At 44.3% G+C, this 24,044-nt stretch carries 24 protein-coding genes; 6 read left to right on the top strand and 18 right to left on the bottom strand.

Annotation, left to right across the window (positions count from 1 at the left end; translation table 11 throughout):
* Positions 1–109: 109 nt before the first annotated feature.
* The 5 genes from CTT31_RS07570 to CTT31_RS07550 form a co-directional block, all read right to left on the bottom strand.
* Positions 110–694 (bottom strand): GNAT family N-acetyltransferase, encoded by a 585-nt coding sequence (locus tag CTT31_RS07570; protein ID WP_260492282.1) that lies wholly within the window; start codon positions 692–694, stop codon positions 110–112.
* Between the two features lie 88 nt (positions 695–782).
* Complete coding sequence (locus CTT31_RS07565) at positions 783–2,006, bottom strand: DUF418 domain-containing protein (protein WP_260492281.1); 1,224 nt, start codon at positions 2,004–2,006, stop codon at positions 783–785.
* Positions 1,999–3,342, bottom strand: coding sequence for a M23 family metallopeptidase (locus CTT31_RS07560; protein WP_260492280.1), 1,344 nt, complete (start codon positions 3,340–3,342; stop codon positions 1,999–2,001). Before CTT31_RS07560 ends, CTT31_RS07565 begins: the two co-directional genes overlap by 8 nt.
* 1 nt (position 3,343) lies before the next feature.
* Positions 3,344–4,672 carry a M23/M56 family metallopeptidase gene (locus tag CTT31_RS07555; RefSeq protein ID WP_260492279.1) on the bottom strand — a complete coding sequence of 443 codons (1,329 nt, stop codon included), beginning with the start codon at positions 4,670–4,672 and terminating at the stop codon, positions 3,344–3,346.
* 3 nt (positions 4,673–4,675) lie between these two features.
* Positions 4,676–5,056, bottom strand: a complete 381-nt coding sequence (locus CTT31_RS07550; RefSeq protein ID WP_010371797.1) for a BlaI/MecI/CopY family transcriptional regulator — start codon at positions 5,054–5,056, stop codon at positions 4,676–4,678.
* Positions 5,057–5,214: 158 nt separating this feature from the next.
* Here CTT31_RS07550 and CTT31_RS07545 point away from each other — a divergent pair, with 158 nt between their 5' ends.
* Positions 5,215–6,774, top strand: coding sequence for a sensor histidine kinase (locus tag CTT31_RS07545; RefSeq protein ID WP_260492278.1), 1,560 nt, complete (start codon positions 5,215–5,217; stop codon positions 6,772–6,774).
* 24 nt (positions 6,775–6,798) lie between these two features.
* Here the strand turns inward: CTT31_RS07545 and CTT31_RS07540 are convergent, their stop codons facing one another.
* Entirely contained in the window at positions 6,799–7,554 is a 756-nt protein-coding gene (locus CTT31_RS07540; protein ID WP_260492277.1) for an SDR family oxidoreductase, read from the bottom strand.
* A gap of 109 nt (positions 7,555–7,663) precedes the next feature.
* On the opposite strand from CTT31_RS07540, the gene CTT31_RS07535 reads away from it, so the two are divergent.
* A complete protein-coding gene (locus tag CTT31_RS07535; protein WP_260492276.1) occupies positions 7,664–8,560 on the top strand; it encodes a LysR family transcriptional regulator in 897 nt (298 codons plus the stop codon).
* Here CTT31_RS07535 and CTT31_RS07530 read toward each other — a convergent pair.
* Positions 8,557–9,435 carry a dihydrodipicolinate synthase family protein gene (locus CTT31_RS07530; RefSeq protein ID WP_211859690.1) on the bottom strand — a complete coding sequence of 293 codons (879 nt, stop codon included), beginning with the start codon at positions 9,433–9,435 and terminating at the stop codon, positions 8,557–8,559. The two genes, CTT31_RS07535 and CTT31_RS07530, sit on opposite strands and share 4 nt — an antisense overlap.
* 9 nt (positions 9,436–9,444) lie before the next feature.
* Positions 9,445–10,221 carry an aldolase gene (locus CTT31_RS07525; protein WP_211859689.1) on the bottom strand — a complete coding sequence of 259 codons (777 nt, stop codon included), beginning with the start codon at positions 10,219–10,221 and terminating at the stop codon, positions 9,445–9,447.
* Positions 10,222–10,329: 108 nt separating this feature from the next.
* Between CTT31_RS07525 and pdxR the strand changes: the two genes are divergently transcribed.
* A complete protein-coding gene (pdxR, locus tag CTT31_RS07520) occupies positions 10,330–11,790 on the top strand; it encodes a MocR-like pyridoxine biosynthesis transcription factor PdxR (protein WP_260492275.1) in 1,461 nt (486 codons plus the stop codon).
* Between the two features lie 5 nt (positions 11,791–11,795).
* On the opposite strand, the gene CTT31_RS07515 is transcribed toward pdxR, so the two are convergent.
* Positions 11,796–12,647: a GNAT family N-acetyltransferase gene (locus CTT31_RS07515; RefSeq protein WP_260492274.1), complete on the bottom strand. Its 852-nt coding sequence runs from the start codon at positions 12,645–12,647 to the stop codon at positions 11,796–11,798.
* A gap of 241 nt (positions 12,648–12,888) precedes the next feature.
* Between CTT31_RS07515 and CTT31_RS07510 the strand changes: the two genes are divergently transcribed.
* Positions 12,889–13,584: a hypothetical protein gene (locus CTT31_RS07510; RefSeq protein WP_260492273.1), complete on the top strand. Its 696-nt coding sequence runs from the start codon at positions 12,889–12,891 to the stop codon at positions 13,582–13,584.
* Between the two features lie 81 nt (positions 13,585–13,665).
* On the opposite strand, the gene CTT31_RS07505 is transcribed toward CTT31_RS07510, so the two are convergent.
* The 9 genes from CTT31_RS07505 to CTT31_RS07465 form a co-directional block, all read right to left on the bottom strand.
* Positions 13,666–14,928, bottom strand: coding sequence for a sensor histidine kinase (locus CTT31_RS07505; protein ID WP_260492272.1), 1,263 nt, complete (start codon positions 14,926–14,928; stop codon positions 13,666–13,668).
* 21 nt (positions 14,929–14,949) lie between these two features.
* Positions 14,950–15,651, bottom strand: coding sequence for a response regulator transcription factor (locus CTT31_RS07500; protein WP_211859685.1), 702 nt, complete (start codon positions 15,649–15,651; stop codon positions 14,950–14,952).
* Positions 15,651–16,562 carry an alpha/beta hydrolase gene (locus CTT31_RS07495; RefSeq protein ID WP_211859684.1) on the bottom strand — a complete coding sequence of 304 codons (912 nt, stop codon included), beginning with the start codon at positions 16,560–16,562 and terminating at the stop codon, positions 15,651–15,653. The genes CTT31_RS07500 and CTT31_RS07495 overlap by 1 nt, the downstream gene beginning before the upstream one ends.
* Positions 16,555–17,688 carry a type 1 glutamine amidotransferase domain-containing protein gene (locus CTT31_RS07490; protein ID WP_249122482.1) on the bottom strand — a complete coding sequence of 378 codons (1,134 nt, stop codon included), beginning with the start codon at positions 17,686–17,688 and terminating at the stop codon, positions 16,555–16,557. The genes CTT31_RS07495 and CTT31_RS07490 overlap by 8 nt, the downstream gene beginning before the upstream one ends.
* A 114-nt stretch (positions 17,689–17,802) precedes the next feature.
* Positions 17,803–18,447, bottom strand: coding sequence for a DUF6058 family natural product biosynthesis protein (locus CTT31_RS07485; RefSeq protein WP_211859683.1), 645 nt, complete (start codon positions 18,445–18,447; stop codon positions 17,803–17,805).
* A 3-nt stretch (positions 18,448–18,450) separates the two neighbouring features.
* Positions 18,451–18,840 carry a hypothetical protein gene (locus CTT31_RS07480; RefSeq protein WP_010604541.1) on the bottom strand — a complete coding sequence of 130 codons (390 nt, stop codon included), beginning with the start codon at positions 18,838–18,840 and terminating at the stop codon, positions 18,451–18,453.
* Positions 18,841–18,902: 62 nt separating this feature from the next.
* Positions 18,903–19,745 (bottom strand): alpha/beta fold hydrolase, encoded by an 843-nt coding sequence (locus tag CTT31_RS07475; protein WP_211859682.1) that lies wholly within the window; start codon positions 19,743–19,745, stop codon positions 18,903–18,905.
* A 90-nt stretch (positions 19,746–19,835) separates the two neighbouring features.
* On the bottom strand, positions 19,836–20,501 hold the full coding sequence (locus CTT31_RS07470) for a sodium:calcium antiporter (RefSeq protein WP_370649635.1): 666 nt from the start codon (positions 20,499–20,501) through the stop codon (positions 19,836–19,838).
* The gene (locus CTT31_RS07465) at positions 20,419–20,787 is read right to left on the bottom strand and encodes a hypothetical protein (protein WP_260492270.1); all 369 of its coding nucleotides are present in this window, start codon (positions 20,785–20,787) and stop codon (positions 20,419–20,421) included. The genes CTT31_RS07470 and CTT31_RS07465 overlap by 83 nt, the downstream gene beginning before the upstream one ends.
* 269 nt (positions 20,788–21,056) lie before the next feature.
* Between CTT31_RS07465 and speA the strand changes: the two genes are divergently transcribed.
* Both speA and speB read left to right on the top strand, forming a co-directional pair.
* Positions 21,057–22,970, top strand: coding sequence for a biosynthetic arginine decarboxylase (gene speA, locus CTT31_RS07460; protein WP_039495609.1), 1,914 nt, complete (start codon positions 21,057–21,059; stop codon positions 22,968–22,970).
* Positions 22,971–22,973: 3 nt separating this feature from the next.
* Positions 22,974–23,894, top strand: a complete 921-nt coding sequence (gene speB, locus CTT31_RS07455; RefSeq protein WP_010604538.1) for an agmatinase — start codon at positions 22,974–22,976, stop codon at positions 23,892–23,894.
* Positions 23,895–24,044 lie beyond the last annotated feature (150 nt).

Below are 24,044 nucleotides of genomic sequence, written 5' to 3'. Positions count from 1 at the left end.
TCTGGTTATGCGTAAAGTTCGGCATTTTACTTGTTACTTCATAGCAAAAGCAAATGCCTAAGGTCTGCTTATCTTTCACGTTTATTTTTTGCAGCACAGAAAACCGGTCCTATGGACGCCACAACATCGTTGTTGCCCCGCTAAAACCGATTAACCAATTTAGATAAGAAAAATCTTCATGATGGGAGGCAACAAAACCCATTCTCATATAAAGCTTTTTTGCCTGGGGATTAGAATCAATTACATCAAGTCGTAAAGCGTGAAACCCGCTTTGTTTGGTATAGCGCTGCAGTGCCACTAAAAGCGCAGTGCCAACACCTTGTCCTCTGACCGATTCTGCAACTGCGATGCCGTCCATCACCACCTCATTGGGCGCAGGCTTTCGCTCAAATAGGGTAAACACCGCTGCGGCTTTAACCCCGCCTAGCAAGCCCAATTCGTCAATGAGTCCAGTAAAGCCCATATTCGATGTAAAACCGCCTTTGCCATATTGAAAGCCCGCAACCCCCACTAACTTGCCATCTGCAAAGGCAGCAAAGGAGTATTCTGAGATGAAGCTCTTCGCGATAATAGTGATCAGCTTATTGCGATCCGGCACTGCGGCTTTGAATTTGCTACCAAACGCGTCAACATAAAGCTCAGCAGCTGCTTGCGCATACTCAATGTCCCATCCTTGTGTTATTTCTATTTCCATACCTTACCTCAAGCTAACGTATCGACTTCAATATTAGGTCAAAATTAGCTTAGGTTTTAAGTTCGAATTTGTAAAAAATTCGAGTCGATTATGCATGTAACTTAATTGTTAGTTTGCGCCATACTCGTTCAACGGGACCCACCTTAAAGAATCGCCCGTAAATCACATTTAACAGCAGCTGCACTGCCATAATCACAAGCCATAAGAGCAAGAGCTCACTGCGACTTAGCGTATTATGTAATCCAAAGCCATAAAATATCACCACCAATAACAGTGACTGTCCAATGTAATTGCTCAGCGCAAATCGACCCACTTGATTTATCGCCTCAAGGGGTTTGAACCGATGCAACCAACGGTTATATAGCAAAGATAACAAAACCAAGTAAACAATCGCTTGCAGCTCCCGGTTAAGTACAATGATCATTTGTTTAGCGTAAGATAACACTGGGATATGTGAACTTTGTAGCCAATGAAAATAGCGAGCTTGAGTGGCATAACATGACACCGCAATCAAGCAAAGCAGTGCAACTACCGCAAATGGGCTAAGTTTAGTCTTTGAGAACAATCCCCATTGAAACAGCTGCGAGCCTATCAGCATCATCATTAGCGTGGACCAAAAAATACTTGAATAAAACAGCTTACCTTTGTGGACTTGCGGACTGTCAAAGTTTTCCTGCCAATACTCAGTTAAGCTTGGCGTTTCTTCCAAAGTACGATGGGTGGGTGTCCGTGGTTCGGTTTTATTCTGCCACCGATTAATCGCTTTTTGCTGGTCTCGTGTGCGAGACGCTTCGTCCACATTGAGTGCTGCTTGGTAAGCATCATATTGGGCGATGGTGCGCTCTGCTCTGCCAAAACCTGCAACTAACATAAACGCCAAACAAATTACTATGCTGACTTTGATGGCCCGGGTGCCAAGTAATATGACGGTGGTGACAATCATTCCTATCACGGCATAGTGATAAAGAATGTCGCCACTCCAAATACAATAAGCATGAACAAGGCCGAGTATAAATAAAGCCACTAGCCTTGCCGCACTTAATTTAATAGCAAATTCAAATGGCTGTTTTTGAAGAATAATGGTGAGACCTGCGCCAAATAACATCGCCAACAGTCCGTAAAACTTGCCCTGAGCAAATACATAAACCCAGTATCTTACCTCACTGTCTATATCCGTCATAAAGCCATATTGGTAACTGCCCCATGGATTGGGATAGGCAAAGCTTTCGATGTTGATAAGTAAAATACATAGGATTGCTATCCCGCGAATAAAGTCGAGGCTGTTAATGCGATTTCTTTCAGGACTAGTCATCGGCATTACCTATGCGGCCCGACTGTCCATCATGGTGAGCTAGCTTTGTGTTTTCGCTATCGAGCAATGTGGTAATTTGTGCAACCTGCGCGCTAAATTCATCAAATTGCGTGTCACTTAGCTTAGTGTTTTTTGGTTGTTTTAGGGTGAGTGGATTGATGGCTTTTCCGTCTTTATGCACCTCATAATGTAAGTGACGCGCCTGCGACAGGCCGGTATTACCAAGATAACCAATCACATCGCCTTGCTTTACTCGCGTCCCAGTCTTGAGACCGTTCGCAAAGCCATTTAAGTGAGCATAAAGTGTTTGATAGCCTTTACCGTGATCTAACACTATACGATTACCAAAGCTGCCGCCCCACCCAGCTTTGAGTACTTTTCCAGAACCCGCAGCCATAATAGGCGTACCAACAGGCGCACCAAAATCGATCCCTTTGTGCATTCGGGTATAGCCCAACACTGGGTGATGACGTTTACCGAAGTTTGACGATAATCGAGCACCGTTAAGCGGAGTTTTCATTAGAAAGCTTTGCGCGAGGGTACCATCTGAGTGGTAAAAAGCGGTCGTTCCGCCATTATCAGTAAACCGGTATAAGCGGTATTTTTCTTTTCCTGAAAGTAGCGCAACATGTTGTAATGCTAAAGGTTTGGAGATTTGCTTGAGTAACTCTTCGGCAACCACAAGCTGCTGTTCTTGAAATACAAAATCAATTTGATCGCCGGCATATACTTCTCTTTGAAAATCAACAAGGTGAGATAAGGCCACAATACTTTGATTGATAATATCATTGGGCACCCCGATTTTGCTGGCGTCCACAAAAAAACTAGAATCTATGCTTGTCGATAAACGCTTTGTTTGCGTGACGGTTTCAAGCTCACTTAGCGATGCATGCCACTGTTCATCCGCTCTTTTAATCTCAATAACCTGTGCAAATGCATATTCAAAGCGGATCAGCTGTACTTGTCCGTCTACAAGCTCTGCTTCTATTAACTGTCCAGCCTTGAGCTTAGTCAGTGATGTCCACGTACTCACGGCTTGTTCCACCAGCCAACTATCGCGGTCACTGAATGCAAACTCACTTAAAAGATTAGCTAAACTCTCACCCGATTTAAGTTCAAGTAAACGAATATCTTGAACTGGCTTTAGCTCCTGAGTGATTTGGGCCGCGACTGAGTCTTCAGCGGATCCATTATGTACAACAGCTTGCTCTTGATCTGCTTGCGCCGACACAAAGGTGTTCTCTTGCGCTTTATTGACAGAATGAGTCTGCTCGGGTTGTTTCGAGCAGCCAAAAGTTGCCATCATTGCAATGGCGATAGAAAGCTTTTTAATCATGTTAATTTTCCAATAAGGTCAGCGGATCAATGCGCGTGTTGTTATGTAGAGCTTCTAGATGTAGATGTGGACCAGTGACTCGACCGGTTTCACCTATGGTACCGATCACTTCTCCTTGTGATACTTGCTCACCTACTTCAACATCAATGCTATCAAGATGTGCGTAGAGACTTTGATAACCATTGTCATGATGGATCAACACCACTTTACCGTAATTCTCAGGCAAGGTTTTATCATCGGCAATCGTGACCGTACCGCTGGCAACCGCCATCGCAGGTTCACCAACGCCGCCAGCTAAATCCAGTCCTTGATGTGCTTTATTGTGACGAAAGTTCGATACATGCCCAAACCTTGATGTTATTTCAGGGGTGACGACCGGGTATGTCCATGTTTTACTCACCATTGCCGTTCCCATTGTCCATTGAATATTGCCATAGGCTAAACCTGAACTAAGCAACACAAAAACCCCTATCAACACAAGATTACTTGGCTTCTTTTTAGATTTAAGAATAACGCTAAAACGCTTTTTATAGTCATCTAAAGTCAGTGAATTAGACGCAAAACTTGCTGTCATATTCATCGTTTTCGGCTGCGCAGCAGCCCGTTTTAAAGAGTTCATTAATGCTTTGCTATAAGCCAAAGGTTCAAGGCTGTGCTTCGCTATCGTCACCTCATCACAGCAATATTCCATCGCTCGAATAAAGCCCAGTTCCATTTTTGCAATGAACGGGTTAAACCAAGCAAGCGTCGCGAGTATTCGCCAAATTACGACAGCAATATGGTCGCCCTTATCTATGTGGGTTAACTCATGCAGAATAAGTGCTTGCTGCTCTGCCTCTGGTAGCGTGTCAAATTCCACCGGCAAATACACTTTAGGTTGCCACAGTCCGAACACAAAAGGAGAGCAAGTAATTGGCAATTGATAGCAACTCCGTGCACCGAGCTTTATTTTTGAGGCGGTGCTACAGAGGCGTTTTACTCGCCAATACTGTCGCCCAAGTACCAAAAGATGAGCGATTAGCCCAACGCAATAGACCAGAAATACAGCCATAAGCGTCAGGTTTAGCCAGTCAGACGCAACTTGAGTGCGCTTCGTCATTGCCAGCAGCGGCTCTGCAAATTGTTGTAAATTGGCATTAAACAATACGGCTGGAATGGCGTTGTGTTGCTCCATGTGTTCAAGTGGGATCCAAGGCACAAAAGTCACTGCCAGCACGCCCCACCAAAGTCCTTTATTCTGTACATACCGAGCGGAAAATTTCACACCTAGTGCGTACGTTAAGCCACTAAGCGCCACCCACAGCAAGACCGAAAGTAATATTAGTTCCATACCTTACTCTTTATCACCTTGCGTCTTAGCTAACTCATCTAACATGGCTTCTAATTCATCTAATTCATCCGCTGCAATTAACTTACTATCTGAAAACATAGCGATTGGCAGAGGCTCATCCAACTCCATAATTTGCTTTGCAAACTCTTGGGCATAAAGTGCGAGAGTCGGTACCTTAGCAAGGACAGCTGAGTATATTTTTTTATTGCCTTGCATTTGCTCGGCGAGATAACCCTTTTCACACATTCTCTCAAGAGTTTTTCGAGTTGATGAGTAGCTCCAGCTGAGCTTTGATCCTATTTCTGTGTGAATTTCTTTGCCCGTTCTTGGCTGTTCACGCCAAAGGATTTTTAAAACGATTAGTTCGGTTGAGTTAGGTTTCATTGTTTTTTTCACAACTGCGACATATGTCACACATTAACAAATAAAAAAGTGCGACACAAGTCGCACATTATGCTTTTTTAATTTTCACCACGAAAAATGGCGACATTATCAACAGCACTTATACTTCAAGTTGATATATAAAAAATGAGTTATCTGTAGTGCTAGAGCTAATTAATATTCGCCATAAATTATGGCTGCTAATTGTGTTTCCCATCATTGCGCTTGCCTTACTGCTTGGCTATGCTTTTAACCGTTACGCTCACCTTGAGTCAGAAGTAGAATCTCTATACGCCGATCGTGTTGTGCCGCTTATTCAAATAAAAAAAGTATCAGATCACGGTGCGATTCAGATTGTCGACATACTTCATAAGTATCGTGCAGGGCTGGTCTCCAAAGACGAGGTGTTGATGCAAATAGCAGATGCTACTCGGGTCATGAACGACGCCTGGCAAAGCTATCTAAACACATATTTGGTGACGGCGGAGCAAGTCAAAGTTGAACTCATTGAGTTCCAACTGCAGGCCGTATTTACGCATATTGCCACGCTCCAAAGCGCGATAAATCAAGGGACATTTTTAGCAATTCCACAAAATCAGTTTGTTACTGCACTCTATGAAAAGTTCGATCCGTTAACTTCGTCACTACAAGCACTCACCGAGGTACAAAATGACGTCGCACTCAGTATTGTGGAGCAAACCGAGCAACAATTTAGCCAACTAAAGTTGTTGCTCATTATTTTTTCTGTGATTGTATTGGTGAGCTTAATCGCCGTTGGCTTCGCTTTATATCGCTCTATTCAACATCCAATCGATCATATTCGCTCGCAAATCAATCACATTATTGAGAGCTCGAGTCTCGAAAAACGTATCGACATTGATAACCACAATGAACTGACTGATGTTAGCCTTGCCATCAATCGGCTCCTTAGCCACATTCATGTGATCCACCAGCAACTGGTAGAGGCGGAAAAATTATCGAGCCTAGGTAGTTTAGTTTCGGGATTGGCTCACGAGGTAAATACCCCACTTGGCGTCTCGATTACCGCAGTGTCATCCTGCCAAGAGCAAGTGGATGTGATGGAAACCGGCATGAAAACTCAGCGTTTGTCGCACGCTGAGTTTTTAGAAATTATGGCAGCATTGGATTCTGGGTTGTCTATCGCAGAGCGAAATCTCGGCAAAACGGCAAAGCTAGTACAAGAGTTCAAGAATATCTCTGCAGAGCAAGAAACTGACGTCGAGCAACTTGTCGACCTAGAAGCAGTTATTCGCGATTATTGCGAACAAACGGCCCGTTTCCAGTTAAAGATGCGCGTTGAATTTAGCGCAACAGGAAAACTGGAACAACTGGTCAAAATCAACGTTAAGGCGCTACAGCAAATCTTGTTGCAGCTGCTAGAGAATGCCCGAGTGCATGGTTTTAGTAATGATAGCGACACCCAGCCGTTTGCCGCTGTTCGTTTAGAGATCACTGACAATAAAATATTTATTCGAGTCAAAGACGAAGGCGTCGGTATGAGTAATGAGGTCCTAAACCGGATCTTTGAGCCCTTTTACACCACAGCTCGCCAACATGGTCATGCCGGGCTTGGACTTTCCGTCACCTATAATCTCGTCAAAAAACATTTAGAAGGTGACTTAAAAGTCAATTCCAAAGCCGGAAATGGCACAACGTTTACCATCTTGTTGGCGAACAAAACGTTGGCACAAACCGCCTAACCAACTTGTGCCCTCATAGCATACTTAACGAGTGACAAAGCCTCCGTTAACAAACAAAGTTTGCCCAGTCGTCCAGCGTGATTGCTCCGACGCAAGATAAAGCACCGCAGGGGTAATATCGTCTACTTGCCCTAGTCGGTTCATTACACTTGCAGACTGCAAATAATTAACGGTTTGCTCGTTTTCTTCGCCATGGAAAAAGTCAGTGTCAATTGGACCTGGTGCGATGGTATTGACGGTCACTCCTCGATGTCCGATTTCCTTTGCCAGCGCACGAGTGAAATGCTCAAGTGGTGCTTTTGAGCCAGCATAGAGCGCATAATTTCCAGTAAATGCTGCCAGCAGCGAAGTGCCCATATTAATGATCCGACCGTTATCACGAATATGTTTAGCGGCTTCTTGCATCACAAAAAATGCTCCTTTACAGTTGATCCCAAATAGCCAGTCAAAATCCTCCTCGCTATACTCAACAAACGGTTTTTTACTGATAGTACCGGCGTTATTGATAACGATATCTACGCCGCCAAACTCACTAATAATATGCTCAAATATATTCATTACCTGCGCTTTATTGCTGACATCTCCGTGTACTAGCGTCGTTCTAACACCCAGCGCTTCAACTTCCTTCTGAGTTTCAAGTGCTTGTGGTTTAGAATGCGCACTATGATAGTGAATGACAAGATCAGTGCCTTGCTTTGCCAGCGCTATGGCAAAATCCTTGCCCATATTTTTGGCAGACCCAGTGATAAACGCGACCTTACCTGTTAACTGCTTAGACATACCTATTTCTCCTACTTGAAATATTCAATCGACTTTTAGTGTAGCTAGGTGAAAGGGATACAGGTATAGTGATTTTAGTCATTTACTAATTGCATTTTTCACATCCGCTATGAAATCGATTACTGAAGAAGATTTGTTTGTTCTTACCGTTGAATCTGGCAGCCTCAAATCTGCGGCTGAAGTGATAGGTACCGATCCCTCCTCGGTAAGCCGAAAGCTCGCAAACTTAGAAAGTCGATTAGGAGTAAAACTTTTACAGCGCTCCACCAAGCAAACGGCTGCAACTGAGGTTGGGCTTGAGTACTATAAAGGCGTAAAGCAATTACTAGATGAAAAAAGAGAATTAGAAGAGTCGATTTCAGGCACCTCAGCAGTGCCTTCTGGGACATTGAGGGTTGCAGCTCCACACGACTTCGCCGAGCGCTTCATTGCTCCTGTGGTACAAACCATGATAACCACCTATCCAGACCTCAATATCGAGTTACTGATCGGCAGTCATTTTGAAGATCTCAAGGCTAAACAAATCGATATTGCAATTAGGATTGGCAAACTGGATGATTCCTCCTTGATTTGCCGACAACTAGGCCATGTACCACGGGTCTTGGTGGCCTCTAAATCGTATATTGAACGCATGGGACAACCACAACGCTTTAGCGATTTAAGCAAACTGGACTTTATCTTTTACAATAAACCTAAGCTTGATAATCAGCTCATTCTCGGTAAAGGCCTGCACCGAGAAGCCGTTGCGGTAAGTGGGAAACTCATCGCCAACAGTGTTGCAGTGCTAAAAAATTGGGTAAACGCTGGCCTTGGTGTGCATTACGGGCCGCTATGGGCATTTAAAGATGAATTAGCTATGGGCAGTTGTGTACAGCTACTACCTGAACTACACGATGAAAGTTATCCTATTCACGCACTGTACTTGTCGAAGCAATATACTCCCGCAAAGGTACGGGAGTTTGTTGAGCTATTGACTTCAACCTATCGGCAATACCGCTTCGATTAACGCAAATTACTTAGTAATTGCGCTAACTGTTTTTGCTTAGCGTCATTGAGTGGTAGCAATGGCGCTCTTGGACCACCGACATCCATACCTTTCAGTGCGAACCCAGCTTTTACTGCGGCGGCAAGGCCAGAGCTCACAATAAATTCCAGAAACTCAAACTGTTGATAAAATAGCCCTTGAGCACGTTCAAATTCGCTGTTTGCAACAGCCTGCAATAACTGTTTTGGCTTATCACCAATTAAACATGGCGCCGCAGTGCACCACCCTGCTGCACCGGCAGTCAATGCCTCTAATGCCATGTGATTACAACCGTTAAAGAATGGCACCGCTCCCTCACTAAGATGATAAATTTTGTGCATCCGCTGAATGTCACCCGAGCTCTCTTTAATCGCGACAACATTTTCAATGTCTGCCACCATTGCCAGCATTAACTCAGGTGTCATGTCCACACCACATACTGCTGGATTATTGTAGATCATGATAGGTAACGGCGAAGCTTTCGACACTTGCTGATAATGTTCAAATATCTCTTGCTCGCTCAATTGATAGTAAGAAAAAGGTGAAAGCATGATCATATCCGCACCAAATTGGTGGGCGTACGTTGCATAAGTTGTGGCTTGTGCTGTCGTTAACGCTGCAATACCGATGATAACAGGAACCCGCCCTGCGACATGTTTGACAGTAAATTCAGCAACTTGCTGCCACTCCTGCGCGGTTAAATAGGCCGCCTCTCCTGCGCTGCCAAGCGCAGCTATCGCATCCACATCGCCTGCAAGTAAAATATCTATCACTTCGCCAAGTTTAGCCAAATCAACCCCTTGCGTACAGGGATCGAACGGTGTCACGGTGTAACCGATAATACCTGAAATTTTCATCGCAATTCCTTAAATACAATCAATATGGAGTTTGAGTGCTTGCCTTGCATAGTATGCAAAGTTCACTTGATTTCTTTTTTCTGTCGACACCCAGTCATGCGCTTCTCGAGCAAGCTCAGGAGGTAAAGGTTTGATATCTCCTGCCGCCATAGCAAGGAGTTGTAACTTAGCAGCGCGTTCAATTAATACCGCCAAATTGCACGCCTCTTCTATCGTTTTCCCTGTCACGAGCTGGCCGTGGTGAGCCAAAAACACCGCACGATTATTGCCAAGCGCCTCTGAAATAAGTTTGCCCTCTTCATTACCCACAGGCACTCCAGGCCAATTGGCCACGAATGAGCAGTCTTCATATAACGCACACGTATCCATTTGTGAGATTATCAGTGGGGTTTCTAGCATTGAAAGCGCCGCCACATGAGTAGGATGGGTGTGAATAATGCAATTCACTTCAGGATGATGTTGATAAATCCAGGTATGGAAGCGATTTGCAGGGTTTGCCATCCCCTTTCCGTTAATCGGATTAAGATCTGCGTCCACCTCAATCAGATTGTTTGCCGTGATCTCATCGAACCCAAGTCCCAACTGTTGAGTAAGAAAGTGATTCTCATGCTCTACTCGACAGGTTATCTGGCCTGCAAGCCCCGAGTCATGACCCTTATCAAAGAGTATTCGACAGGTTAGCGCGAGTTTTTCATGTTGACTAAAAGCCTTTGTGGTTAGTTGGTTTTGCATTTGAAGCTGAGCGTTTTGCATCAGCTCCCCTTTACTCATTAGTGCTGTCTTCACCTATACTCTCCTCTTTACTGCTTGACAACGAGGATAAAGTAACGCCAAACTGGACCAAAAATAACATCCAGTTTTTTAATTTTAACTGGTCCAGATAAATACTCCGTTATGTCCAAATCTTGGCAAATGCACTTTTGTTTGACCCACTCGCAGGGGAAAACGATACATACCAAACTGCTCAATCAAATTACCTCAGACATCATTTTGGGCAGGTTAAATCCCGGCACTTTGCTGCCGAGCTCTCGGAAGCTCGCTGAACAATTAAGTATCAATCGAAAAACCGTACAAGTCGTTTACGAAGAACTAGAAGCACAAGGTTGGCTGCTTACAAAACCTCGCTCAGGGACTTTTGTTGCCTATGAATTGCCCGAGCAATCGTTAACTGATTCAACACAGCATCTGGTCACGATGACGCAAAAGACCAAAGCAACATCTGGCCTTGTTGAAATGCTCTATCAAAACGCAATAGAGCCATTGAACGATTTCACCAGTTTAAATGATGGCAGTCCCGACTCTCGCTTAATCCCTTATACTCTGCTCGCCAGAACCTATCGTAAAGTTTGCATCGAATTAAGTCGCAAGGCGCAGCTTGGGTATGGCGATCCAAGAGGAACACCTGAGCTTCGCGGTGCAATTGCAAACATGCTAAGCTTTGACCGCTTTATGAATTGTAATATCGAGGAGGTTTGCATCGTTCGAGGGAGTCAAATGGGCATTTATCTCGCCTCAAAAGTGCTCGATCCTCGTAAAGGTGCAATTGTTGTTGAAGCACTTTGTTATCTCCCTGCAAAGGCGGCATTTGAGGCCCACGGCTTTGTCGTTTTGCCTTGTCCAATCGATGATAACGGTCTCGATACTGAGCAGCTCGCAGCACTGTTAGCTACCCATCCAATTGCTGCGGTGTATGTTACTCCTCACCACCAATACCCAACCACAGTAACCATGCCGATGGAGCGGAGACTCGCATTGTTAGCACTGTCAAAAGCGTATAATTTTGCGATACTCGAAGACGATTATGATCATGAGTTTCACTACAACACGCGGCCTATTCCTCCACTTTCAAGCCTGCCAAATTCTGAAAACGTGATTCATGTCGGGTCAATGTCAAAAGTGTTTGCCCCAGGTTTGAGGCTTGGGTACATTGCCGCCGCGCCTGAATTTATCGAACGTATTGCACAACAGATAATGCTTATTGATAGACAAGGTAATACCGTCTCGGAAATCGTGCTGGCGAGCTTAATGGATTTAGGTGAAGTCAAACGCCACATACGCAAAACCAGAAGGCAATATCAAGCGCGTAGAGATTTTGCCATGGCTGAACTCGAACGCGTCTTTGGAACTCGGATCTCCTATCATATTCCCACAGGCGGACTGGCACTATGGCTTGACATTTCCACTGTTGCAAAGACAAACCCACTGAGCTTTGCACCCAGCAAAGACTTTACCCTAAGTTCAGTGTTTACAAATTCACAGTCCCCTACCAGCCATATTAGATTCGGCTTTGGCGCACTTTCAGAGCCGGAAATTTGCAAAGCAATACATTTACTTTATGACTCGCTGTTTGAGTGAAAACATTAACCAATTTCAAACGAAGTTACCCCGAACACTCGCGCTAATGGCAAATCTGGGCGTTTAGCGGTGTACATTCTTGCGGTTTCAAAAGAAAGTGACATCTTGTACTTTTGTGCAAGCGCAACAGCAGCTGCATTGACTTCTGGCACATCCAAATAAATGGCCTCAGTTGCTGATACCTTGGACCTAAGCGCTAAGAAGAGTGTTTCTGCAAGTTCTGCGTTATCAGCATAAAGAGGTCCTATTTTATAGCCAATGTGACAAGGACGGATCACACCTATGGCTACAAGTGTGTCATCCTGTTTAATGCCTAAAGCGTGGCAGTTTGGCTGGTTAATCCAAGCGTCAACAAAGGCTACTCTTTTTGCTGGGAAAAACGTACTGTCGTACGCAATGACTTCTTCTATCGGTAATCTTTCAAGTGCCACTAAGTTTGTGCAATCAGGCGTTTCGCCGCCACCCACTCCTTCGTAGCGAATATTACGATAGGCGAGCTTAAAACCCGATTTTTTGTAATTCTCTTGCTGCGCGACCACTCCATCCAGTGCGACGTTACAACCAGCTAAATATTGAAGTCCTGCCTGCCAAATCTGCATCCCATAACCCTGACCTCGATACTCACGCTTAACGATATAAAAGCCTAAAAAACCAAATGAATCATCGTACTTAACCACCGAAATCGAAGCGATAGGTTCATCGCCTAGATAGCCAATTAAAAAGCCATTTGGATCGGCTTGATAGTAGCACTGTGCGTCGCTAAGCCCAGGGTTCCACCCTTCTTGCAGAGCCCACTTTGCTGCAATTTCTAATTCAGTTAGATCCATTACTTTTATTTTAAATGCTTTATTTTCCATGGCGTACCTACTTTTCTCACCTGATGTAGTTTGTATTATAGCGGACAATCCAGCACTGCAATGGCCCTGTCATAAGCATGATAAGCTACAAATCTGGAGCAAATATAAAGGACAGGCACACTAACGCCCGAACAATTATTATCACTGATTGATTTTCCACACACATCGCTATATGGTGTGCACCAAATACAATCCTAACGTATTAATTACCAAAAAATAAACCACAAAAAGGAGTTGTTTTATGGCCCTCTACATTAAAGATTCGGCGCTCGCATGCCCTGCGACAAAAGTGTTACAAGCGACTGATTTTTACAAGCCATTCCCGAGTAGCCAAGATGTCGCGTTTAATGACAATCAGCTATTACCAATAGGACTACTTGCCTATTCAAAGTTAGACGTAAACAGCGATGATAATGTACTTATCGCATTACCGATTTCTATGGAGATTTTTGATGGCGACCTCCCTTATATCTCCTACTCACTAACAGACAATGGGTGGCAAGTTGACGCTCACAATGTTGACAATCTAAGTGAAGAGAAGGAGGATTTTAAAGACTATAGCGAATACTATCAGCAAGCAGCCAGCTTCTACGCCAAACATCAACGACTTAATTACTCTCTTGACGAAAACGATGAAAGCGTTCCGCTATTTGAATTCGGTGGCCAACCCATACTCGGTTGCAATTGGGACGCCTATTTGTGGGATGAAGAAGGTGATGATGAAACGCGCTATTTTGACGCTATGGATGAGCAAAGTGGCGAGAACTACAGCCACTACTCCACTCGTGAAATTGGCTTTTTTGATGAAGAGCATGACGTAGATTTTGCGTACCTTGGCACCTTCTGCTTCTCCACTTATTTTGAGGGCGGTGGCGAAGGGATTGTTTTTTATAGTGCTAAACACAAGAGAGTATTGGTTATCGCCGAGTTTTCTTAAGTTCAATTAAATTATCTCAAGGCACGATAACGGAAGTCGCCGTGCCTTTTCACTCTGTGTTGGGTCAGGTCAACAACAACCCTAAGCAAATTTTAAGTGAACCGACACACCCGTTTCGCCACTTTCAATCATCACCTCTACAGAAAACTTCTCACAAAGACGCTTTACTAGCGATAAGCCAATGCCAGTACCTAAACTATTAGGACCCCGCATGCCAGACTCAAAGGCTTGCTCGTTTGCCGTAAAGCTCTCTGGTAACCCTTGGCCATTATCCGCAATCGTTAGTGTATTATCTCTGTAACGAATATGAATTTGCTCACCTTGGCTATGATGTACAGCGTTCTGTAACAGGTTTTGCACTACCAATCTTAGCTCTTGCGCGGCCATAGGAACAAATACATTGCCGGGTAAGTCAATACTTAGGACTTTATGCTCAAACAGCGCTTGGTTATTAATAATGCAAGCTTCAATCACGGATTGTAAATTAGTCTGCTCCGGTGTATCGGCTTTTTCCCGGGCAAGGGCAAGTAGCGCCTCTAGTGTTAGCTGCATCTGCTGGTCAGACTCCGCTATCCTTGCCACCAGCTCTTGCTGTTTACTGTTTAACTCGGTGTGGTTGAGTAAACTGACCGCCCCTTGGGAAATGGTGACAGGTGTTCTCAATTCATGGGAAATATCTCTGGTAAATTGGCGTTCACGCTCAACGAATGCTCGAATACGAGCAAGGGCTGATTCTAGCGTTTGTGCAAATTTACCAATTTCATTTTGCGAAAACTGAGATGCAAAATTGGTCGGTAGGTTTTCAACGGGACTCGCCTCTACAATTACCATAAGCTCATCCAAAGGTTTAAGTAGTTTTTTTGCCAGCTTTACCGTACCGAGCGCTAGCAATAGCGCGATTACTAATCCAATCACCAATAAGGTCAATGAAAAACCAAGCATCAAGCCTCGCAGTTCGCGCACCACAAGATGGCCGCTTACTTCAGCAAGCAATATGCCTTGTCCACGGTCATCTTTGTTTAGAAAGGCGATATGATAATGTTTACCCGCCTCAGCACTAAACTCTTTGCGGTTTGGTTCCTCAGCGAGTAGCGTTCTTACCACCGCGGGTAAAGTGTCGGTTGTAGGATGAAATGTGACGAAGTCAAAATGTGCTTTTGGTGTCTCGTTATTGACGATTTGAAGCGCTATCTGCTTTCTTTCATCCTCTAAAATTTGATAAAAAAAACTGTCTTCTATGATGTAGCTAAAAAGCAAAGTGATCAGTGAAAATAATACACTGAGCAACACGACGATAGAGACAAAATAAGTGATAATGCGGTTTCTTAGTTGTTTTGTTTTCATTTTTCTCAGTTGCTATTTCAGCTATAAATCCAGCACTAAGCCAACGCTGTGAATAGTTTTAATAATGGCAGTTGGAAATGGCTTATCTACCGCTTTACGTAATTGGTAGATGTGTGACCGTAAAGAATCCGAGTCAGTGCCCTCCTCGCCCCAAATACGCTCAACGAGCTCACTCTTTGATACCGCTCGTGGATAACTTTCCATCAAAATTTTAAGAATATTGAACAATATTGGCGGTAACACGAGTGCAATCTCCCCCCGCGTTACCGTTTGATTTTGGTAATTGAGCGTAACCTGTTTATCTGCGTCCCCTACACTAAGCGTTCTTGCAGCAGATGTGGGATTTAATCGGCAAGTTAATGCGCTGACTCGGGCTGCGAGCTCCTCTAGCGAAAAAGGTTTGGTGAGGTAGTCATCCGCACCCTGCGCAAATCCTGCTAATTTATCGTCCAAAGTATCACGAGCAGTTAACATGATGATGGGAATATGCCTGTCGGCTTGAAGCCTTAATCGCTGACAGACCTCTAGCCCTTCAATATCTGGCAGCATAATATCCAAAATAATACAGTCAAAATATTGCGTTAATGCAAGCTCACAACCCTGCTCTCCCGTATAGGCAAAGTCCAAACTATGCCCCTGCATATCAAAGTAATCTGCTATATTACTTGCAATCGCGGGGTTGTCCTCAATCACTAAGATATTGAGTTGTGAGCTTGTTTTCATTAATACCAACCTTGTAATTCTTTATAGTAGCCTTCAGGCAAGATATGCTCACCTTCAATGACCACGTGATGTTTTTTAACACTCGCAATGGCCTCAAATAATGCTTCATTTTCACGCTCACTGGCGTATTCATCGTCATCTGCCGAGACCAACCACACCTTGGGAGAATCAACAGCTGTCGCAAAGTTTTTAATTGCCACTCGAGCCACCGCGTTAGTCAGGTAAGGTGGAACAATTGATAACACATTATCTACTCGTTTATCCAGTGCAGCTAAAATTAAACTGATTTGACCTCCCATGCTGTATCCTGCAACACTGATTTGGTTTTGATCAAATTGCGGTTGGGTTGCAATCCAATCAAGCAGAACTCTGTGATCTTTTACCGAATCAATAACCATGTTTTCGTATGGTTCACGTTTTCCCCACCAATCTATATCACGCATAACATCAATAAGGTTATAGTCTGGATTTTTACGTTTACCGTGGTTTCTCGAATCGATAGCGATAACAGCATAACCTTTTGCCAGCGCCATTTTGGTAAGCTCATCCGTTTGCTCGTATGTGTCGCGTCCTTTAAAGCTCTCTTGTATCCAACGTACATCACTTCGACCCATGCCGTGGACACCCACCATAATTGGAATTGGTTTAGTCGCGTCATAATTACTTGGATAGAGAATATGCCCATTGACTTTATCGCCATCAAACGTCGTGTACTCAAGCGCAAAGTGATTAGCTTTTAATGGCGATAGCTTTACCTCCACCGCTTTTTGCTCATAGCTATATATTTGCGTTAATTCCTCCGACGTAACGCTGTATGGCTTTAATCCAAATACTGCGTACCAAACAGCGGCAACACCTGCGATAATTCCAGTAACTACTAACATTGCTTTTCTCCAGTTTTGCTTAACCATAAACTTTCTCCTTTAGTGCCATCAGACTCTCCGCCGTACCGTGCTTTTTAAGTGCTGCTTCTAAAGTGAATTTCGCACCAGACATATCATTTAGTTTGAGCTGTGCATTTACTAGTGCTTCGTACAGCATGGGGTGATCGATATCTGCAAGGGTTAATTGCATCAACTCAACGGCCACTGCAAGCTGATGAGCAGTTTGCGCATGCTGCGCTTGATATAAACCAGAGATCCCGAGCAACATAGGATCAAATGATGCCTTATCCGCTAAATAACGCGCCTTCGCTTTGCTGCTATCTGAAAAAAATTGCTCTACCAACAAGATACTTTCATCGTCTTTGAAACGAGGTAACTCGCTTACCGTCAGACCTAACGCCGCAACCATCGCTTTGGCAGTATCTACCGTAGAAAAAGGGTTTTGCCCTGTGATCAATTGACCGTCAATACTGACCTGATTCAACATCAACCCGTCTTGCACAAACGATGCACCACGCTCAATGAGCTTATCTTCAAGTAGGAATGGAAACTGTTTGGTCCACTTTTTACCAAACGCTGCTTCTTCTTCGTTAGTAAAACCATTTACTCGCTTACCAGCGATTAAGTACTCTCCATTTGCAAGCTTTACATCCACCAATGCCGCAGGACCATGACAAACCGCACCAATTACGCCGTTGTTAACGTAGATATCATGAATAATTGCCTGTAACGGCTTGGAGTCATGCAAGTCGAACATTGGGCCTTTGCCCCCAACCACAAACACAGCATCGTATTGTGAGGGCTCTAACTCACTCAGTCTGTTAGTGTTTTTAAGCTGCGCCATCGCTGTCGTATCGTTACTGTATGCTTGATTGTAGGATTTGTTCTTGTCGAACTTATCTGCCAATGGTTCACCGCCCTTTGGCGAGGCTAACGTGACTTTTACGCCATTTTGTTTGAACACGGCATACGCTTTACTGAGCTCGTCAAATTCAAATCCAGGTTTGCTTAAGGTGCCATCAGCCCCCATTTCGCCATAACTACTGAGCACCATGAGCACATGAGGTGTGTTTTTATCTTGTGCAACCGCATTGATTGAAGTTGCTGATAAGGCAGCAACGAGAGATAAGGTTAATAGTGATTTGTTCATCATCCTGTCCTCGGGCCTGTTGACCCTTGTGTTGTTTTGTTACAGACACTTTATGCGGACAGGTGTGAAATGGATGTGAAGTCAATTCACATGATTTAAAAAGCGAAAAACAGTTAATTATGATGTTAAAGGCTTTGGAAATTTTGCTCTTACGTCGTCGATTAAGCGCTTGCGTGAGCTACGTTCACGCTCATGAGGCGCAAATAAGGCACTGGCCTCATCCAATAAATCAACCACTTGGTGAAGCTGAGTCAGTTCATCCAGACTCAAATGTTCATCTCGTGCTAAATACTCATTGATGATAACGATAGCGGCTTCTTTATTTGCAATATCTTCAGGTAAACCCGTTTTAGTACAAAGTCCGTAAATACCGCCAAGGAAGTGTTGCCACTCACTTTCTAAGTGCGCGTCGATGTCTTGATCCAGCTTTGCATCTCGCGGATTAAAGCCTTGCGCTTTTAATCTATGCAGTTGGTTTTTATAACGTTTACTAAAGAGTGCAAAGGCTTGTGCTTCATCCGCTACTTGTGACACAGCACCAAGCCACACTAAAGCCCCTTGCGGATAAAATTCTATGCAGCTTTCATCACAGTGCTCGCCAAAGAAAGAGTCACATTCAAGCTTTAATGCTAACTTATAGGCGGCTTTTGGCATCAAACGCTTTTCAATTAGCATAGCCAATTCAAGATGGGATAACTGCGACTCGCGTAGCAAAGTCTCTTTGGTAATAAAATGCGTCTGCAGATAGGTAAGTAACTCCATTGATTATTCCTTTGAATTAGTTAGCTTTATTTTTGCCGTGAGCGCAGTCGCGATGATAATCAAGCCAAGCAAGTTGATGTTTACAGCTATGGTTTCTAGGTTCAACTGAACCGTTAATAGCAGCCCTGATGAAAATTGGATTAGCGTATCATCGACGACTACGCCAACGGACATAAGCGCGCCGAGCACCGCTGCCCAACTTAAGGCCCTGAGTTGTTTTTGATATAACTTATACGCGACCATCAAGCATAAAAAGCTTGCTGTAAAGTCGAGGATTAACGTCAATTGCGGATGGTTAAATACACCCAGTACTGACAATACCACCCCTGCAAAGCCGGCTGCTGCTACTAAGAAAGTCGTGATTTTTGAACTGATTATGTGATGAGAGAACATTGCTTTATTATTGTTAGTTGGGTTAGCAGCAGTATAACCGCTAACCCTTTGCGTAAAAAATATTATTGTACCTTTTTCACCATTTCTTCAATATATTTGATGGCAATAAATGGGTCTGTTTCATCAAACAGGTGAGACGCATATTTCATGGTAATGGGCGTAACATTATCGCCAATTTCTTGCAGCTTTATTTGGGAGTCTTTTGAAGTTTGAGTATAAACATCAACATCAGCATAACTCATACCGGTAGAGCGGATAGAAACATGAGGGATCCCACGTGACAGTATAGTAACTGGCATTTTCCGGTTGATATTGTACATCTCTGTATGGGCAGAAGCTTCTTCCAAGTCTTCTAGTGAATGAGTATCTCGCTCCCAGTTGATGATCCATTCCATTATCTTCCATGCTTCTTTGGACATCTTACTTTTCATATCGTGATACCAAGACTCATGAGCGATATCGATAAGCACCATACCTTTTACTTTTTCAGGGTTTCGGTTGGCATAGGCTCTTGCAACAAAACCACCAAAAGAGTGAGGTACAAGTACCAAATTATCCATTTTAGTGGCTTGAGTGAATGCCTCAAGCTCTTGTGTAAGCTCCAACATAGTCCGTACTCGAGGCTTCGCAAAAGTGCTTTTTCCGGTCCCCGCTCTATCATAAAAACATAAGCGATAGCCTTTTGGATTTATGTTATGAATGGTGTTTTTGTAGGTTTCATGAGCATCAAGGCCCATCCCAGCTAGTAAAAGTGCGGTAGTCTCGCCCTCTCCTTTGCAAGCATAGGCAAGTTTGTTGCCGTTTATTTCCACATATTGATAATCGTGTTCATGAACTGATTGGTTGGCGCTGACCACTGAACTGTAAGCGACGAGTCCGAGTACTGCTGATGTTATTGTTTTCATTGTCCTTTCTCATTTTTAAGTTTTCCCAATAACATACTAATTAGTTTACTCGATAAACTCAATAAAGTTTCAGAAACTTCTGAAACTTTATTAACTCAACGTATAAATGAAATAAGCTACATAACCCATAAACAAGATACCACCTTCTCGACGACTAAGCTTCTGGCCTGAAATAAGTAGTGGAGTACAAAGTAAAGTTGCAACGATCATGACCGAAATATCTGCACTTAGCATACGATTTGTCACTTCCAAAGGGCTATTGCTGATAAGTCCAGCCACGCCTAGGACACCGAGTAAATTGAATAAGTTACTGCCAATCACATTTCCTACCGCTATATCAGCATGCCCTTTTATGCTCGCCGTTACTGAGGTAACCACTTCTGGTAGCGAAGTACCTATTGCAATAATGGTTAAGCCAATCATCACTTCATCCACCGCTAAAGTACGGGCAAGTTGCACCGCGTTATCAACCATCAACTGTGCTCCAAATATCAACAAACCAAGCCCTAAAATAAATTGCACTGTATTAACAGCGCGCTCACGCCAGCGGTTTGGTTGTTGCGATGACGCTGGTTCATCATTTTTGTGACTAAGCGCACGACCTTGCACAAATAAATACACAACATACAGCAGCAAGAGCAAACTCAGCAATCCAGCATCAAAGCGACCTAGCTCACCATCCCAAACCAACGCAGCAACAATAAAACAGGCGATCACTAGCATAGGAATATCTCTTTTTACCAATGCTTGTGACACCACCAGCGGCGCTATCAGCGCTGATATACCCAATATAAATTAAGATATTAAAGGTATTACTGCCAAGCACGTTGGCAACAGCTAAGCTGCCTTGCCCAGCTACTGCAGATTGCACACTGACCGCAAGCTCAGGAGCACTGGTACCAAAGGACACAATAGTTAATCCAATTAGTAAACTGGGTACGTTGAAGCTCGCAGCCAGTTTAGATGCGCCCGCGACTAAACGGTCAGCACCGAATACCAACAGTGATAAACCTAAAACGATATAAATAATATTGATTGTCATCGATGCAAACCTTGCGTTTTGATGAAACGTTAGCTTAAAAAACCCGAGAGTAGAATTTACTACTCCTTGTTTACACTCACTTAATTCACGTTATAGCGCAACTAAACTAAGGGAAAGATTTGTCACTCTTGACGAGCAAAATAACTCATTAGACTGAGACTTTCTATTTGTGTCTAATGCGCGAAAATTAATGAGACCTATCACTCAGTGAGTAGCCGCCATTGATGGCGCACTGCAGGCTGAACTCTAACTTACGTTAAGGAACTTGAATGACCAAATTTACCTCTTCTGAGCAAGCACGTGAATGCTACAACGTGCGCCACTGGAGCCAAGGCTTCTTTGGTATTAATGATCAGGGAGAGGTTACTGCGATGCCGAACCAACAGCAGCCACAGCACGCCGTAACTCTGACAAACATTGCACAACAAATTAAATCTGAGGGTTATACCCTTCCTGCGCTAGTGCGTTTTCCACAAATTCTAGAACAGCGCGTACATAATATTGTTGGTGCGTTTAATCAGGCGATTACTGATTACAGCTACCCAGAAGATTATTTATTGGTTTACCCAATTAAAGTAAACCAACAAAAAGAAGTCATTGAGGGGCTTATCGCAAGCCAAGCAGCCAGCGATAAAAAACAGCTTGGCTTAGAAGCTGGCAGTAAAGCTGAGTTACTTACCGTATTGGCGCTCAGTGAAAAAACCAGCGCAGTGATCGTGTGCAATGGCTACAAAGACAGAGAATACGTCCGTCTTGCGCTTATCGGTGAAAAATTAGGCCATCAGGTTTATATCGTTTTAGAAAAGCGTTCTGAGCTCGACATCGTGATGGCAGAAGCCAAAGCACTCAACGTTAAACCTCGTTTAGGCTTACGCGTACGTTTGGCATCACAAGGTAAAGGAAAATGGCAAGCAAGCGGCGGCGAAAAGTCCAAATTTGGTCTGTCTGCATCGCAAGTCCTTACGGTTGTTAACCAATTAAAGCAAGCTGACATGCTAGATGCGCTGCAACTGGTGCACTTTCACTTAGGCTCGCAAATGGCCAATATTCGTGATGTGCGCGTTGGTGTGGGTGAAGCCGCTAGATTCTACTGCGAATTACGCCGTTTAGGTGCAAACCTGTTGAATTTAGACGTAGGTGGCGGACTTGCAGTGGATTACGATGGAACGCGTAGCCAGTCGTCCAACTCGATGAACTACAGCTTAGCTGAATATGCAAACAACATCGTTTACACCGTAGGCGATACCTGTAAGCAATACAATCAGCCAATGCCAAAGATCATCTCTGAGTCGGGTCGTGCGTTAACGGCGCATCACGCGGTATTAATCACCGATGTGATTGGCACTGAAAGCTATCAAGTAGAAGAGATAACTGCACCGGTAAATGACGCCCCAAGACTACTACACAATATGTGGACGTCTTGGCAGGCGCTCAACGAGCAGAGCGACGACCGCGCATTGATTGAAATTTTTCATGATACGCAGGGCGACTTGGCAGAAGTACACAGCCAATTTGCGATGGGCCTATTAAGCCTTGAGCAAAGAGCATGGGCGGAGCAAGTAAATCTGCGTGTATGTTATGAGCTGAACAAGCGTATGGATAACAAAAACCGTTTCCATCGCCCAATTATTGACGAGCTCAGTGCTAAGCTTGCGGATAAATTCTTTGTGAATTTCTCGCTATTTCAATCTTTGCCAGACGCTTGGGGTATTGAACAGGTATTCCCTGTCCTGCCACTCAGCGGGTTAACAGAGGCACCAAAGCGCCGCGCGGTATTATTGGATATTACCTGTGATTCTGACGGTACGGTGGAGCATTATGTTGATGGCCAAGGTATTGAAGCCACGCTACCAGTACCAGAGTTTTGCAAAGATAAACCCTATTTATTGGGATTTTTCTTGGTGGGTGCATACCAAGAGATTTTAGGTGACATGCATAACCTATTTGGCGACACCCACACCGTTGTAGCCACATTAGATGACCAGGGCGAATTGTCGCTTGGTAATGTCGATGCGGGTGACACCGTTGCCGATATGATGCGTTATGTACACCTTGATGTTGAACAATTTAAGCGTAACTTTGCCAACCTAGTTGAAAGCAAACTACCGCTTGAAGAACGAGCTACCTGCCTGGCAGAGCTTGAAACCGGCCTTGACGGCTATACTTATTTGGAAGATTTTTAACCCATGAGCCACTTATTCGATCACACCGATCATTCTCTGTACTCCAACGGCATGACGTTTTTACGTCAGCCAATGGTACGCAATATCACAGATATTGATGCAGACGTTGTGGTACTTGGCTTGCCATTTGACTTGGCAACCTCTGGACGCCCAGGCGCGCGCTTGGGTCCAGATGCAATCCGTCGCGCATCCGTGCACTTAGCTTGGGAAAGTAAAAAATATCCCTGGTCATTTGCATTGTGGGACAAAATTAAACTTCAGGACGCTGGCGATTTCACCTACCCAGTTGGCGATCCTGAGTATTTTACTGCGCAACTCGAGCTAGCCGCTCTGCAAATTTTGCAGCAAGGTAAAACGCTATTAAGCCTAGGCGGCGATCACTTTGTGACCCTGCCATTGCTGCGTGCTCACCAGCAAATTCACGGCAAAATGGCACTCGTACATTTTGATGCGCACACAGACACATACAGCCAAGGTTCACGCTATGACCACGGTACTATGTTCTATCACGCTCCGATTGAAGGCTTAATAAGCCCTGAGCATTCAATGCAAATTGGCATTAGAACCGAGTACACAGAGCAAGGTCATGAGTTTGGCGTGATTGACGCTATGGCAGCAAATGACTTAAGCGCCGAAGAAATAGCAGCACAAATCAAAGCACGCGTCGGCGACTTGCCCGTGTACTTAACCTTTGATATCGACTGTCTAGACCCAGCATTCGCACCAGGCACCGGCACCCCGGTATGCGGCGGCCTAACCAGCGATAAAGTGCTGAAGATTTTACGCGCACTGCAAGGGCTAAACATGATAGGCATGGACGTAGTAGAAGTCTCCCCTTCCTACGACCAAAGCGAGCTCACCGCAATCGCCGCCGCCACCATTGCACACGAACTACTGCATCTGTGGGCTGTAAAGCATAAATAACCAGATGCGGGTTTGGACTAAGCCACCTTAACCAGGTGGCTTTTTTGTTTGGGGTTTACTGTAAAGTCGTAGAAGATCTCACATGCAACTTATTCTCCTTCGTCACACCTGAAAAACATAACTTCTCGGCGGGTGAACCGCCTCCCACAA

This window comes from Pseudoalteromonas maricaloris, assembly GCF_024746855.1.
GTDB lineage: Bacteria > Pseudomonadota > Gammaproteobacteria > Enterobacterales > Alteromonadaceae > Pseudoalteromonas > Pseudoalteromonas maricaloris.
The sequence above is the reverse complement of the archived record's forward strand: the minus strand, read 5'-3'. Positions and strand labels throughout refer to the sequence as shown.